Here is a 15,578-nt window from a genome sequence, read left to right as displayed (position 1 = left end):
CGGGGACGCAATGCGTTCTTGATGTGTTTCGCCAACTCAGTTCCAAACACTCGTTCCATCACGCCAGCCCCCACATTCGTCTTGCGCCCCATTCAGCCAACAGCAACCCGATCGCCGCCGCGAAAATTGACCAGCGATGCCACCATGGAACGGACTTCGTTTCCGAAACAGGAACTTTCCTGGCGTCAAAATCACTTGCGAATGACTCCAGATCCGCGACCTCAACCAGTTCGCCGCCGGTTTCATTTGCAATCTGTCGCAGGAAATCACGATTCGGCTGAAGAGACTCAAACTCGGCAACCGCCGGATCGGAAACCCAACCGGTTTCTCGCATTTCGATCAACTCGCCTTCCGGAGACTTTGCCGACGCGACGACGCGATAAGCTCCCGGTTCTCGCGACGAAAACTCAGCCACATAGCTGCCGACTTTTCGCGAATCCTGCTGTGAGGCAATCGCAATTTCCTTTTGCGACGGCGTGATAACCTTCAGTTCCAGTTCCGCGTTGAGCTGCGGTTTGAATTCTTCATCTCGAATGTCGACGCGAATCCTGGTCAATTGTGACTGAGACAAATCGGGTTCGGCCAGTACCTCGACGCGACGCGGAGTCTCCGAAACCAGCCACCGCAACGTCTGACGCCAGGCCTTGTTCAGGTCTTCGTTCTCGTTCTCGGACTGCAGCTTCCAACGCCAAAGATCACCGATCAGCATCGCAGCCGTGCGGCCGTTTCCAAAACGCTGCACGACCAGCGCCGGATGCGTTTCGTCGTCCGAACCGGTGGCGCTGGCCAGAATCGTGGCTCCCGGTTTGATCGATCGCGAACGGCTAAGCGTTTGAAACGGCGGCATGGTTTCCAGCCGTTTCAATTCGTCCTCCCGTGTCGGTTCGATGCGAATCCATGGCTGGACCCAGCCTTCACGCGTCAAGTCCAGCCGATAGTCGATGTTCTCTGGCGTTGGCGAACGTTGATCCAGATAGACCGGCAGCGATTCGCCGATCGGAGTCCGGTCGTAGCCACCGCGAGCGAAGGTCGCGACACCGCCAAGCATCATCAGCCCGCCGCCACGCAAGGACACGAACTGCGAGAGCAACGTTTTCTGATCCTGCGTAAAAAAGGAGGCTTCCAGATCGTCGATGATGATCGCGTCGTATTCGAACATGCCTGCAGCGTCCTTGGGGAAACCGTCGCGAAGTTCAACTTCGTCACGAGTATCCAGCCGAATCATCACGGCCTCATCGTACTGCTCCGCCGTGTCGTCTTCCTGATTGCCGAAACCGCGAAACAGCGGATTGGTCGTTTCGCCATCGCGACTGCGAAACGTAAACTTCGGTTCCTTGTTCGCCACTCGCAGCAACCCAACCAGATCCAGCTCACTGTCGTCCGCCAACGCGCGACGCATGAACTTGTACTCCCAGTTGGGGCGCCCGGCAATGTACAGCACGCGAAACGGGCCTTTGCCGCGGTCCACAATGACCAGACGTCGATTGTTGACCAAAGTTGCTTCGCCGTTTTCGTCGTCGGCGGAAGTGCCTTTTTCGAAAGCCCGAACCTCAAACACGTTCACGCCGCGGTTTTCAGGTTTGAGTTTGAAGCGAACGGCGAACGATTTTCCGTCTTCCAGTCGCCGCACTTCCTGAGACTCGATGACTATGTCGTCCTCTCCTGCCAGCTGTACCGTGACCGTTTTTCCGGAGAATTTTTGGGCCACCAGTTCGACCTTTATCGTGACCGGTGCCGATTCGAAATTGGTTTGCGAAGTCGTGACGTTGGTGATCGACAGGTCACGAAGCGGTTGGCTGTCTCCGATCACGACTGGATAAACCGGAGGGAGTTGCGACCAGTCAAAGTCCGCCAGATCAGGATCGGTCGACTCATTTCCATCAGTCAACAAAATGATTCCCGCCGTCGGTTTGCCAGCGACACGGCGTCCCACGGTCGACATCGAATTCAAAATCTCGCTGGCTCGGCCGTTCGCCGCATAGTCCTGAAAGTCGACGACGTTGGTCGATCGTTCATCAAACGTGTACCGGCGAAGTTCGAAATTCCGCTCCAGCTGATTCAGCCACGTCGCGTCCTGGTCCAGCAATCGCGAAAGCTCTTTGGCTCTGGAATCGGAACGTCCCGAATCCTTCACGTCCAGGCTTTGACTGGCATCCGCCATCACGATCAGCGAGTTCGCTCCCGGTTTCGCCTGTTCAAACTGGCTCATCGGTTCCAACAGGCACAGCACCAACAGGCCGATCGCGATCGCCTTCAAAGACGACAGAAAGAAGCCTCGCCCTGTGCCAATCTGCTTTGAAAAATTCGACCAGAACACGACCGGGATGGCCAGCATCGCGGCAATCAACGCCGGCAGCCACCAATGCATCGCGTTCCAGGTATCTGGCATCAACGCCAACAAAGAATCTGTCACTGACCGGTCCCCAACGTTTCGTAATACTTGCGGACGGCACTTTCGTAGCGAGTCGGGACAGGTTCGCGGTTGAGCGGAACGAGTGCGTTTTTCGGATCGCGTCGCAGAATCTCCTGAGTCACGCGGCTCTGCAACTCAGCCAGCGGCTCTGCCAATTCCATCTTGATTTTTTCCCAATCAGGCTCGGGCGAGTGACGTTGCAGATCTTTGCGAATAGCTTTGGCTTGATCCCGAATCCGGGCCGCGTCAGCTCTCAAATCCGGATCGGCAATCATCTCCTCAACGTCGCGAAGTCGATCCGACCACTCGCGAAAGTCGTCGCCGGTGATCGGAGCAAAGTTGCGGGCATCCGTTGGACCTGCGATTCCACCCAACCGGTTTCCTTCATTGGGTTCGCTGTCGAGTCGATTGCCGCCGCGATTCGCAGCCTGTCGGTTGCCATCGGGAGATCCGCCGCCAGGTTGGCCCTGGCCTCGACCGTTTTGAGGTTCAGCACCTTCCTGACCTTCCGGATTTTCTTCGTTTCCGTTTTCAGGCCTCTCGCCGTTTTCATTTTCCTCGCCGCCGGATTCGCTCTGCCCCGATCCTTGTCCCGGGTTATCGGAGTTCTGCTCTCCTTGAGAAGGTTGGCCGGGTTGCGCTTCGCCACGCTGCTGCTCACCAGGCTGTTGGCCTTCGCTATCTCCTTCGCCACGCTCGCCACGGCGTTGATTTGCTTCTGAATCCTCACCGTCAGGTTGGTTCCGATCGCCCTGGCCTTGGCCACGTTCACTGCCCTGCTCCGCCGACTCCGATTCAGCCCGCGGATCATTTCGCTCAATCTCATCATCCAGTTCACGGGACAGGTTTTTGATCGTATCGCGAGCCGCTTTCAAAGCTTCCGTCTCGTCGCCAAGCACACGTTCCGCCGCTCGATCGATTCCCTCTCGCAGTTCTTCGATCCCCTTCATCGCGACATCATGAACAATTTTGGCATCGTCATCGAAACCTCGTTCCACCGCATCGGCGGAATACTGTAGCGCCCGATCCGGTCGTGACTGTTCGGTTTCGCGATACGTTTCGTAAAGTTCGTCGGCAAGCAACGGTTCAAGTTCGTCAGCCTCCTCGATCGTCTGTTTAATTTCCTCCCGAAGCTGTTCGACTTCCTGCTGTCCTTTCTTGATTCCGTCCACCAGTTGTTGACGTTTGTCTTCGCCGTCGAGTCGATTGCCTTCCTGCGAATTCTGCTCTTCGTCCTTGACCTGTTGGGCAAGTTCCTTCTGTTCGTTTTCCAAATCCTGAGCCTGATTTCGCATCTGCCGCATCTGGTCGTTGAACTGACCAGCGGTCTTTTCCTGAAACTCATCACGAAGGTCTTTCAATTCGCGCTCGGCCCGCGTTCCCTCCGTCGCGGCTTTGGAAAGGTCGCCTTCCTGCAGCGCCTCAGACGATCGCTGCACATTTTCGCGAGCCTGTTGCAGTTGCTCCATTTGCTCGGTCTGCGATTGCTGGCTCTGTGAATCCTCCATCCGCTCCTGAAGCTCATCGGTATCACGAAGCACCTGTTGCTGTTCCTCTTCAAGCCGCTTCAGTTGTTTCTCCAGCTCCTCTTTCTCCTGTTCTGTTTCAGCTTCTTCGAGAGCCGACTGCAATTCTTTGACTCGCTTGTTCAAATCGTTTTGTCGCTGGGCAAGTTCCTTCAGCCGGCTAAGGATCTGGCGGTTCTCGCGTTGCTCCTGAGCCTGTTCGCTTTCTTCCTGGGCCAGTCGTTCCTGTTCGTAGCGGTCTTCCTGTTCGGTCAGTTCCATTTGCTGAAGCTGTCGTTGGCGCGATGCCTGCGAACTACTCGAAGACGAACTTTGCTGTTGTTGCTGCTGCGACTGTTGCACCTGAACTTCGCGAGCACGCATCTTCAGCAGCGTTTGCCAGGCCGACTGTTGGCTGCGGATGGCTTTGGTCAGCGGCGCGGCCGCAGGTTCCTGCCGAGCCGATTGGAGTTTGTCGACGGAATCGTTCATGAAAGACTTCAATTCGTCGACCAGTGATTTGGCCAGTTCATCGTTCAGCTCTTCGGCCAGTTCATCGACCTGCGTGATCGCCGAGCGTTGCGATTCGGCCAGTAGTTCGACGTCTGAATCAAACGCATCCGAAAGCGACGGACCTTTCTCGCGACGAATGACTCGCCAGACCGCGTTGATGATTTCCTTTTGCAGTTCCGCCAACTCCATCGCCTGTTCCGCACTCGGACCCTGCTGGCCTTGCTGTTGTTGTTGCTGCTGCTGTTGACCTTGCTGTCCTTGAGCCTGGAAAAAGATCTCTTCAAAACGTCGAACTTCCGCGAAGAACATGTCGCTCTCGGTGCGGCGCGATTCGCCATCGGGCCCGATGTCTTCCGCCCAAAAGTGCCACGCGACCAGTTGATCCGGTTCGGCGTTGAGCGATTCCAGTTCCAGCAGATGATCCACGACGTGTTTTTGCTTGCCGCTCTGATTGTTGGCAAGTTCCAGTTCGCGAATGTCACCACCTCCGATTGACCAGGCCAATCCCGTTTTCGCGATGCCGAAATCGTCCCACACAGAAGCACTCATGGAGACCTCTTCGAGCGCGGAAACCGCCAGGTCACGAGCCGGTTCGAGCAATTTCAACTCCGGCGGTTGATTCTCCAACGCCTTGATCGTCAGCCGAGGCGGCGACTTGTTCTCACGCTGCTGGGCGTCGAGCAAGTGCAGCCGATATTTGGCTGATCGTTCAATCACCAGATCCGTTTCCCACAGAAGCGGATTCTCTCCATTTTGCGAAAGCTGCAACGATTCGCCGCCTTCGCCTTCGGGACGCAGCGTCGCGGAAGTCACTTCCTTGTTCAGATTGAAACGCAGTTTCGCATCGGTGCCGACGACCGCTGAGAACCGACGTGTGTCCTGCAGAACCTTGTTCGGGAGGTTGGTGTACTTGGGATAGCTCAGTTCGACATCCGTTCGCAGCATGCGTGGAAAATCAAACACGCTGACGGTGTACTCCTGCGAAGTCTCATCTGCAAATTCAACGCGATACGTCAACGGTTGATCGACCTGCATGATGCGTGTCGCGAAAACCGGATCGTCCAAACTTCGGGTCATCGAAACGACTCGTTCCTCGCTGTCACCTCCGGCTTGCTTTGTGAAATGCAATTCGGCTTCCGGCGGCGAATCGTTTGCGAACTCGGCCAGTACCAGCAAATTCGTGCCGCGTTCGATCTCCGTGTTCCCCGGCTGAACACTGCATGAAAGATCCAGCTCAACCGGTTTCTCGATGTCGCTGAACATATGAATCGAGCTGTCGAATTCTGGCGGCGGCATCAGGAACAACATCAAACCCGCTGCGACGATTCCGACGAGTCCAGTGATCGCTCCGAAACTCGATGAGAAGATTTTCCAGCCGGGAACCACGGAGGCCCACTTTTCCTGGAAGCTGTGATGGATCGCCTTTTGAATGACGTCATACTGGAAAAAACTCAGACCTTCTTCCTGGTCGGGTTGCTGCTCGATAGCCGTCAGCAAAACAGAATCGAGCTCCGGAAATCCTTCTTCGATTCGGTGTGCCATCGATTCCGCGTTGGGCATCGAAAAAAGCGAAAACAGAATCGCGACAAGCGTTCCGACTCCGCCGAGGCCCGCAATCCAAATCCACGCAGAGGGAAGAAACGGGTCGAGCGCCGACTGTGCCGATCGATTGAACGCGAAAACAATCAACCCAACGAGCGCGACCAGAATCCAGGTGAACGCCAACGACATGACCACGCGTCGACAACGTTCGCGGCGAAGCACCGGTCGGATTTGATTCAGCAAATCGATTTTGATGGGCGGTTGGGCGTTACTCATTCGCTGTTCCTTGTTCCGCAGATTCAAAATTGCGGCTGGTTCGATCCGTTCTTCCAGCCAACCACGATTCGGCGATGATCAGCCCGATGGCTCCGAGCACCAACCACTTCCATAGTTTCTGTCGATTCTCAAGTTCAACGTCTCGCAACTGACGCTGGCGTTCGACTTCTTCCTGCGAGGTGTCGTGTGTGCCAACTTCGACGCCCAGAGCAGAAATTTGATCAACGGGCATCGTGTTAATCTGGCTTTCCGCAGGATCCACATTCACCGCGACCCGCACGTCGGCAAGCGTCGAATCGGACGAACTGTTGAACGCATAGACACCCGGCAAGTTCAGTGTTTGCGTCGACGAACCTTCCAAAAACTCAACTTTGCCATCAGGCCAAACCAAACGGTCGTAGCCCAGCGGTGGCTTGATCGAATCGCCGACAATGTTGTTGGCCGCAACCGGTTCAGTCTTCGTCGCCAGTTCAATCATACGCATCATCAACGGCAGAAACTTGCTTGAAAGAGCCAGTTGGCTTTTCTCTGGCTGCCATCCGGTTCCCAGCACGTAGATATCGCTTTTGTCGTGGGCCATTTGATGCCACAACGCCGGCGTGTCGTTATCAAAACGAGCCAGCACTTGCACGTTGTCTGCCAAGTTCGGACGAATGAAATCCCAGAATCGAATCTCCGTGAAATCATTGAATCGTGGTCCCGAAAACGGTGCGAACACCGGATGGGAGAAGTCAATGCTGCCCAACATTGCGTAATCGTCTTTGTCAGGTTCGCTGGCTTCTTCCATCGATGCGACGCCGGTCCACGTCCGGGTTGAATCGAGCATGGCAGGGTCCGACAGGACAACAAATAAAGTTACGCCACGTTTCAAAAGTTTGTCGATCGATTCGGTTTCTTCTGTCGACACTGCTCGGGAGATGACGATGAATTCCGGATCCATGCCCGGTTCGTTTGACTCGGATGTCGTCCGTTGCTGGGCGACTTCGTAAGACACCGCCGGCGTCTCGATCAGCGAACGTTTGAAGTAGAACAGCATTCCTTCGGGATCGTTTTCCGATTCATCGCCGACGTAGCGAATGTTAACCGTCTGGCTGAGCGGTGGAATCGCGAAAAACTGATTGTCGTACTCCGCATCGTCGCCGGTCAGCATCAGCTTGTCGGACGAAAGCGAATTCGCGTCTCTGGCAACGCGCAGGATCTTGCTGGAACCGGCCGGAACGAGAAACGGAGTCGCCGGCAATGAACTGTTCTCCCACGAAACAGAAAACTGGTCCGAAGTCGAACCTTTCGAATTTCGCACCAACACGTTTTCGCGGATCTGCTCCGGGTCGTTTTCATCAACTGGCAGCAACTCCAGTGTCGCATTGGTGCCGAGGTCAGTTGCGACGGGATCGAATCGAACTTTAATCTGTTCGGGCCAGCGAAAACTCTGCAACGCCGACGTCGAAGAACCGGTTTGCATATCTGAAATCACCACGACTTGCAGCTTGGAATCCGACAGACTCACCTCACTGCTTTCATCCTCGTCGTCCGGAGTCGATTGGCTTTCGAGCAATCGATTGGCGATGCCAACGAGAGCGTCGCCGAGTTTCGACTGGTTCCAGCCGGGTTGAATTTGCAGCGATTCAAACTGCTGCAACAAATTCGCAGCGTCAGACTTTTTCAAATAGCCGACTCGTTTTTCCAGCTTTGAATCGAAAGTGAAAACCGCGATCTCGTCGTTGGCTTCGGCTTCGTCGACAACGGATTTTAGCTTCTTCGTTGCCTGAGCCCACAAGTCCGCACGTTTCATGCTGGCACTGGTGTCAATCAGGACCGCAGTTTTCCGGCCGGGCACGTCGGCGAAATCCAGCTTCACATTGTTGTTGAAAAACGGACGCATAAATGCCGCGGCGATCAACGCAACGGCAGCCATCCGCAGCGCCAACAGCAACAGGTTGTCCAGGCGACTGCGACGCGTCAACGTAGGCGGCGTGGCACGCAGAAACATCAGCGAGCTAAACGGAATTTCGCCTTTTGGCGTGCGGCGAATCAAGTGGAACAGCAGTGGTCCGGCGAGAGCGAGAAACCCAAGTCCAAACAGCCAGGCGAGTGCACTCATTGTGAGCCTCCTCCGCCACGTTGATTTGGATTCGCAGCAGTCAGTTGACCGCGTTGCGCCTGTTGGGCACGGGCTTGAAGGAAGTTGAACAACGAAGTTTGCACCGGATCGGAAGTCAGTGCTTCGAAGAAATCAATTCCGTTCCCGTCGCAAAACGTTTTCAGTTCCGAGCGATGATCGTTGAACCGTTTTTGGTAGTCCTTGGCCACCGCTCCGGGGTCGACATAAATCTCGCGACCGGTTTCCAAATCCACAAACATCGACGCCTGGCTAAACGAGAATTCCACTTCTGCCGGATCGAGTACCCGCAGCAAGACAATGTCGTGGCCGATCGCTCGCAAATAACTCAACGGCTTCCTGATTGATTCGATTGGAACGAGAAAGTCAGACACCAGCACGATCAGCCCGCGTTTCTGAATCGTCGCGGCGACCTGTTCCAGCGGGCGTCCAATGTCGGTGCTGCTTCCGCCTGTCGATCGTTCAAGAGCCCCGAGCAGATGTCGCAGATGTCCCGGTCGAAATCGTGCGGGCAAAACCTCATCGATGGCTTCGTCGAAAGTAACCAGTCCCACGGCGTCGCGTTGTCGAAAAAGAAAGTACGCCAGCGATGCCGCCAAGGTTTTTGCGTACTCGGATTTCTCAACGTCGCCGGAGCCGAAGCTCATCGAACGGCTCAGGTCGACCAGCAAATGACATCGCAAATTCGTTTCATCTTCGAACCGCTTGATGTACTTTCGGTCTCGTCGAGCGAGTAACTTCCAGTCGAGATGTCGCAGGTCATCGCCAGGCGAGTACTCGCGATAGTCAGTGAACTCCACCGAGAAACCGTGGTAGGGGCTGCGATGAAGGCCTGACATAAAACCTTCCACGATCAAACGGGCGCGGAGCTCAAGATTCTTCAGCTTCATAATCGCCGCGGTGTCAACGTACGAATCGCGCGGCGAGCCGGCCTTTGAACTGGCGCTGCTCGATTGCGGTTTCGGATTCGTGATTGAGTTGCTCATGTGACGTTCGAATTTTGCATGTAAGGTGGCATAGGCTTCCAGCCTGTGGACATACAGATCACAGGCTGGAAGCCTATGCCACCCGAAACTCTTATCCTCATTGGGCTAAAGTTGACTTAAACATTAGGTCGGCTGACGCTTTCCACGATCCGGTCGATGATCATCTCCACCGAGATGTTCTCTGCCTGAGCACGATATCCCGGCAAAATGCGATGACGAAGCGTTGGCAGAACCAGCGATTGGATATCGTCCAGGTTCACGTGTGATCGGCCTTCAAACAGGGCTCTGGCTTTCGCGCCCAGCACCAGATTTTGAGCACCGCGAATCCCTGCTCCCCAGTTCACCCAATCGTTCACGAATCCAGGTGTGGACTCGCGGTTCGGACGACTGGCGTCAACCAACTCGACCGCGTACTGAACCAGTTCCTTGGCCACAGGAACCTTTCGAACGGTGCTGTGGAATTTGAGCACGTCTTCGGCGGTAAACAGCTTGCCGATTTTTTCTCCGCCAGACGACGTGGTGCGCTGCACGACTTCGACTTCGTCCGCGATCGGCAAATAGTCCATATGCACGTTGAACATGAAACGGTCCAGCTGAGCTTCCGGCAGCGGATAGGTGCCTTCCATCTCGATTGGATTCTGCGTCGCAAGAACAAAGAACGGTTCGGGAAGTTTGTATCGTTTCCCCGCAGCGGTGACTTGATGTTCCTGCATCGCTTCCAGCAACGCGGCCTGCGTTTTGGGAGGAGTACGGTTGATCTCGTCGGCCAAAATGACGTTGGCAAAGATCGGACCGTGCACGAACTGCAGCTTGCGGCCTTCGAGGGTGTCTTCGAGGATCTCGGTTCCGGTAATGTCCGCCGGCATCAAGTCAGGCGTGAACTGGATACGGTTGAACTGAAGGTCAAAGATCTCGGCGATGCTACGGACCAGCAACGTTTTCGCCAGGCCAGGGGCTCCGGTCAGCAAGCAGTTGCCGCCAGCGAAGAGGCTGATCAGCAGCTGATTGATGACTTCCTTTTGCCCCACGATGACTTTGTCGAGTTCCGCATGAATCCTGTCGCGGCCTTCGCGAATCAGTTCGACGGCTTGCCGGTCAGCTTCAAAGGTTTCAGAGTTTGTCACAGCGTCTCCGTGATGAGTGTTTAGTTTTTGGGCGGCATGAGCTTCCGACCGGTGAATCACACCGAATCGTTCTGGAAGTTTCTGCCACCTGCGATGCAACTAGTGCGTCATCGCATACGTCACGATATTGATTCCCAAAGGATACGCGTAGGGTTCCGAGTAAGCTTCGAAATAACCCGAGTCCGTTCCTTCCTGCTCCCAGCCATCGCCAAGGTCCGTGTTGTGGCAAATGACCGTCATCAGTCGTCCGCTGTCGTCTTTGACGCAACGGTAGTGCGGCTCCTGAGCGTCCCAACGCTCCGTCCAGTTTCCACTTTGGTAAGCATGCACGCTGGGGATGAGCGGTTTCTTTTTCAGCTTGTAGACGATGTTGAAGATTTCGTGTTCCAGCGGAATGTCTTCGATTGGCCGGTTGGGGAAAACGCGTTTGAGTTCGCCAGCGAAATTATCCCACTCAGCTTCCCCCCAAAAATCGTCCACCATCAAAAAGCCGCCGCGCTCGAGGTAGCTGCGCAGGGCAACGACTTCGTCTTCCGACAACGCCATGCCGCCGGGCTCGATAATGTAGATGAACGGATACTTGAACAGGTCTTCATCAGTAAGCCGCAGAATCTTTCCGTTTGGATCGGTCTTGATCGAAGTCAGTTGTTGCAGTCGGTAGGAGAGGTTCAAGTCAGCGTCCGGATAGTCCGTGTTCCACCGGTAGCGGCCTCGATAGGAGTTGTATTGAATTCGAACGAAAGTGAACACGTCGCCAGGATCGGCGGCTTCATTTTTCCAAAGCGGAACGCCACCGCGGTCGTTGGGGTCTCTTCGTCGGCGCCCGCCCCAGCGTCGTGAACCGCGCTGAAAGTCCTGGGGGGACGGCTTGGCGGCAAGCTGATCGTCAGCTGAATCCGCTGTGTCGTTTGTGGTGCTGGCTTCGTACGTGAGCGAAGATGCCGTCGCAGTTTTTTCGCTGATTCCGGATCGCCCAGGTTGGCTGGGATCAGATTGCATTTGGAATGCCAGGGCAGCGAAACCAAAGCACAACGCGAACAACAAAATTGCGAAAACAGAATTCCATCTCATTGCGAGTCCTCTTCCTTCAAATCAACTGGCTTTCGTTTCACGATCTCCAACAGCAGCTTGTGCGCGTCGCGAAACCTCGGTGCGGCCTCCAGCGCCAGCAAAACATTTCGCTTCGCCGCCGCAGAATCCTGCTGGCGAAACTGGGCCATCGCCAGGCGATAATGTGTGTCGGCTCGATCGAGCGGATCCATCGTCGAGAGCGCTGAAAGCGACTCAATCGCGAGTTCGTCATCGTTTTCCTTCTCTGCCACCATCGCCAGTGAACGATGCGACGACTTGAGCAAAGGGTTGATCGCTTGCAGCAGTCGGGCCATCCGTTTCACATTTTCAAGGTCATCGGCATCGGTGTGAATTTGCAGCAACCGCATGCAAGCATCCATCTCGCTGGCATCAAGAGTTAAAACCGACTCCAACGCCAAGGTTTCGTTCTCGACTTGCTGTAGCTCGTGATACGCGCCCGCCTTGATCGTTTCCACCGCCGATTCCTGAGCATTTTCTGGCAGCAAGGCTTCGAAAGTTTTCACCGTCTGCAAAGCAGCGTCCGGCTGTGATTCTTTCAGTTGAGCCGCCGCCAGCCCAATCAGTCCGTAGAAGCTGTTTTCATGATCATCCACCCAGGCCTTCCACGACGCGACATCAGAAAAAGGTTTCTCTGGCTTTTCCCAATCGAACTTCTCACCGTATTCCTTTGCCGCGGCCGTCACGAACTCTTCAAAGCGTTTGTCCAACAAGTCAATTGGTCCGACGTGCCGCGAAATTGCATCGTTGATCGGGACGCCCTTGCCGATCGAATCAAGCACGCCGACAAGCGATTCTTCGCCGAACTTCTCGACGATAAAGCGTACCACCAGCGATGATTCAAAATATGCAAACTGAAGATGCATCGCCGATTTGGCTTTCAAAAACGCGCTGCTAAGTTGACTGACCGGAGTCAGATCTTTGCCCAAAATCATCTCGCGATATTCGGGCGACATGCGATCGCCCCAGCTTTCGTCTGCGAGTTGTTCTTCGTAAACCGAGATGCCTTCGCTGAGCCAACGCGGCATTTTGTTTTTGGTTTTCTGCAGCGTCACGACATGACAGAACTCATGCCACAGGACGCTTTTCCAATTCGTCAGCGTTGAACCCTGAGCCGCCGGGCTGTTCATCGTGATCACTCGGCCGAAACAGACGCCCAGGAATCCAACACCGCCTGGCATGCTGAACGTGCGAATCGCAAAGTCCTGCTGTCGCGGAAAGATCTCGATGAAAACCGGTTTCTGAATTTTGACATCGTACTTGGCCGCCAGCTTTTTCTCCGCGTCAACCAACAGCTCCAGAACCTGTTGACCATAAATGTCGGCTTCGTTTTGAGCCATCCGCACGACAAAGCCGTCTTCTTCGAGCGTTGCGAACTTGCCAAGGTTATCGCGAAGGGCAACCAGATTGTTGGCCACGACGTTGTACTGATCCGCGTCGAAAACTTCTTCCGCAAGCTTCCAACCTTCCAGTTCCTGGCCAAGCCGCAACAGATCATGGGCCAGCTGAATTTTGGCCGGAATGTAGTTCTCGTCCATCACCAACGCACGCCGTTGATATTCGACGCTTTCGGTGAAACGATATTTCTTCGAAAGCTGCAAACCAATCAGATGATCGACTTCCGGATTGGACCTCCAGTATTTTAAGGCTTCGCTGCGGCATCGGCCTTCTTCATCGTGTTTGCTGGACAGATGAGCCAACACGGCCTTATACGCCCACGCTTCGGGCTGATGCGGATTCACCGCCAGGACTTTATCGATCGCCTTTTCCGCATCGTCGTAAGATTCGGCAGAGATATGTTGCTCGATCAAAATCAAATGAGCCCCAACGTGGTCCGGGTTGATTTCCAGCACCCGATTCAGCGAAGCCGATGCGATCGTGTCGTCGCTGGGGCGAAAGGCCATCGCCAGACCAAGATGCGATTCCGGATCGGAATCATCCAGCTTGATCGCGTTTCGAAAATGTTTGGCCGCCAACTGATAGTCATTTTTGCTCAGTGCCAATTCCGCGATCGCCAGTTCGACTTCTGGACTTTGCGGATACTTCTCGCTCGCCGGTTTGTACAACTGATCCAGAATCGTCTTCGGGTCGACGCCATCGGAGATCAGAAAACGCCCGACCGCCATCAGGTCTTCCACGTTGCGATATCGCCAGCTGCTGCGCTGCCATAGTTCGCCAATTTCCGTCTGCAGTTCCCGAGCTCGCGCTTCGTCCTGGTTGAAGCGATAAACTTCCGCCGCGACCTCTCGGATTCGCACGTTGTTGCGAAGCGCTTTCAGGCCTTCTTCGACAGTAAGCTTCGCGTCGGCGTACTTTCCAGTCGCCAGCTGAGCCCTGCTCTTGAGCACAATCCAATCCTGCTTGCGAGAAGAATTGGACTCGTCAGATTGGTTCGCAAGTTCAATGACCGTCTCGAATTTGCCTTGCCTGAAAAGCTGTTTGCTTTCAGACAGTTCCTGGCCAATGGAAAACGTGTTGAAGCAAAAAAGCAAAGCAATCGAAAGGATGCGTCCCGTCAGCAACGATGTTCCAGGGTAAACTTTCATGCTCAAATTGTATTACGCCCGTCAGTCCCTGTGTCATCCCGACATCGATTCGCGAACTTTAATCCGGCGAATTGATTTCGAGCCCCCGCTGAATGATGGTTGCTTCACCGTTGGAGCAACGTTCAGCACAACAGATGAACACCCGAGGCCTGCCGACAGCACGCAAAAAAACACGAATCGAATGAATATAGATAAATCACCATCCGCGTTCCCTATTAAGAATGAGTACAACTTTCTGGCGCATTGCAGCGTTTCGCACCTTTATCAGCCAGCAGCGGAGGTCGCCAAGCACTGCATCGACCGCCAGGTTCTCGCGGGTCGACAGATGCTGTTCGAGTATTCAGGCGAGCAGCACATCGCGAATAATTTTTATCGCAACTTTGCGGCGATGATGAAAACCGATGCCGACAACATCACAATGACCACGAATACTTCGGAGGCCATCTGTATGATCGCCAACGGATATCCCTGGAAGTCCGGCGATCAGATCATCAGCTATGTCAACGAATACCCGGCCAATCACTACCCCTGGGTTTTGCAGACGAAGAAGCACGATGTGGAGTTGATTCAGCTTGCGGATTGCGACGTTCCGCAAATCGATCATCCGAAAGCGGCTCCGATTCCGGATTCGTTTGCTCGCGGCTGGTCCTTTGACGATCTGGTTTCGCACGTGACCGATCGAACACGCGTTATCGCCATCAGTCACGTTCAGTTCACCAGCGGTTTCGCTGCGGACCTGGTTCAGCTTGGTGAGTTCTGTAAAGACCGTGGCATCGATCTGGTTGTCGACGCGGCTCAAAGTTTCGGTTGCCTGCCGGTCTATCCTGAACAGTGGAACGCGGCAGCAGTTGCCTCGGCCGGTTGGAAGTGGATGCTCGGTCCGGTTGGCACAGGCGTGATGTACACGCGACCAGACTTTCGGGAAAAGATCGCCATTACAATGACCGGCGCCGATCATATGAAGCAGGATACGCAATATCTCGATCACACCTGGAACCCGCACACCAACGGGCAGAAGTTTCAGTACTCGACGGTTTCCTATTCGCTGCTGGACGGGCTTTCGTCGATTGCCAAGGATCTGTTTGGAAAGCAATCGATGGAGGAAGTTCGCGATCACAATTTCGCGTTGCAGGACATCGCGATTGAGGGTCTCGATGGAGATCTGTATCAGCCTGTTTTGCACGTGCCGCAGCATCGGTCCGGGATTCTGTCGCTGATTCCGAAAAAGCATTCAGCTCCGGAAATCTGTGCAGTGTTGGAGAAGAAGAAGATTATTGTCACGCCGCGCGACGGCTACATTCGATTTGCTCCGCATGTTTGCACGACCGAAGATGAAGTACAGCAAGCCGTGGAAGCGCTCAACGCCGTAAGTTAGCCGGTTTCGGGCTGTGGACTCGTTCGGACGACGCGTTCGGACGACGTGAGCCTCAAATCGTTTAACGGCAAGCCGAAGGCGACTGCGGTC

Annotated in this window: 8 protein-coding genes; 1 reads left to right on the top strand and 7 read right to left on the bottom strand. The window is 54.8% G+C overall.

What is annotated here, in order from left to right; genetic code table 11:
* Positions 1 to 58: 58 nt before the first annotated feature.
* The 7 genes from MFFC18_RS16460 to MFFC18_RS16430 form a co-directional block, all read right to left on the bottom strand.
* The gene (locus MFFC18_RS16460) at positions 59 to 2,413 is read right to left on the bottom strand and encodes a glutamine amidotransferase (RefSeq protein ID WP_084417403.1); all 2,355 of its coding nucleotides are present in this window, start codon (positions 2,411 to 2,413) and stop codon (positions 59 to 61) included.
* Positions 2,410 to 6,249, bottom strand: coding sequence for a DUF4175 family protein (locus MFFC18_RS16455; protein ID WP_075086278.1), 3,840 nt, complete (start codon positions 6,247 to 6,249; stop codon positions 2,410 to 2,412). Before MFFC18_RS16455 ends, MFFC18_RS16460 begins: the two co-directional genes overlap by 4 nt.
* Complete coding sequence (locus MFFC18_RS16450; protein WP_075086279.1) at positions 6,242 to 8,350, bottom strand: BatA domain-containing protein; 2,109 nt, start codon at positions 8,348 to 8,350, stop codon at positions 6,242 to 6,244. Before MFFC18_RS16450 ends, MFFC18_RS16455 begins: the two co-directional genes overlap by 8 nt.
* Positions 8,347 to 9,354 carry a DUF58 domain-containing protein gene (locus MFFC18_RS16445; protein ID WP_075086280.1) on the bottom strand — a complete coding sequence of 336 codons (1,008 nt, stop codon included), beginning with the start codon at positions 9,352 to 9,354 and terminating at the stop codon, positions 8,347 to 8,349. Before MFFC18_RS16445 ends, MFFC18_RS16450 begins: the two co-directional genes overlap by 4 nt.
* Before the next feature lie 116 nt (positions 9,355 to 9,470).
* On the bottom strand, positions 9,471 to 10,478 hold the full coding sequence (locus MFFC18_RS16440; RefSeq protein WP_075086365.1) for an AAA family ATPase: 1,008 nt from the start codon (positions 10,476 to 10,478) through the stop codon (positions 9,471 to 9,473).
* 99 nt (positions 10,479 to 10,577) lie between these two features.
* Positions 10,578 to 11,549 (bottom strand): DUF4159 domain-containing protein, encoded by a 972-nt coding sequence (locus MFFC18_RS16435; RefSeq protein ID WP_084417404.1) that lies wholly within the window; start codon positions 11,547 to 11,549, stop codon positions 10,578 to 10,580.
* Positions 11,546 to 14,113, bottom strand: coding sequence for a peptidase MA family metallohydrolase (locus tag MFFC18_RS16430; RefSeq protein ID WP_084417405.1), 2,568 nt, complete (start codon positions 14,111 to 14,113; stop codon positions 11,546 to 11,548). The genes MFFC18_RS16435 and MFFC18_RS16430 overlap by 4 nt, the downstream gene beginning before the upstream one ends.
* 181 nt (positions 14,114 to 14,294) lie before the next feature.
* Here MFFC18_RS16430 and MFFC18_RS16425 point away from each other — a divergent pair, with 181 nt between their 5' ends.
* The gene (locus MFFC18_RS16425; protein ID WP_157665250.1) at positions 14,295 to 15,488 is read left to right on the top strand and encodes an aminotransferase class V-fold PLP-dependent enzyme; all 1,194 of its coding nucleotides are present in this window, start codon (positions 14,295 to 14,297) and stop codon (positions 15,486 to 15,488) included.
* Positions 15,489 to 15,578: the final 90 nt, after the last annotated feature.

Source organism: Mariniblastus fucicola, assembly GCF_008087665.1.
Taxonomy (GTDB): Bacteria; Planctomycetota; Planctomycetia; order Pirellulales; family Pirellulaceae; genus Mariniblastus; species Mariniblastus fucicola.
The sequence above is the reverse complement of the archived record's forward strand: the minus strand, read 5'-3'. Positions and strand labels throughout refer to the sequence as shown.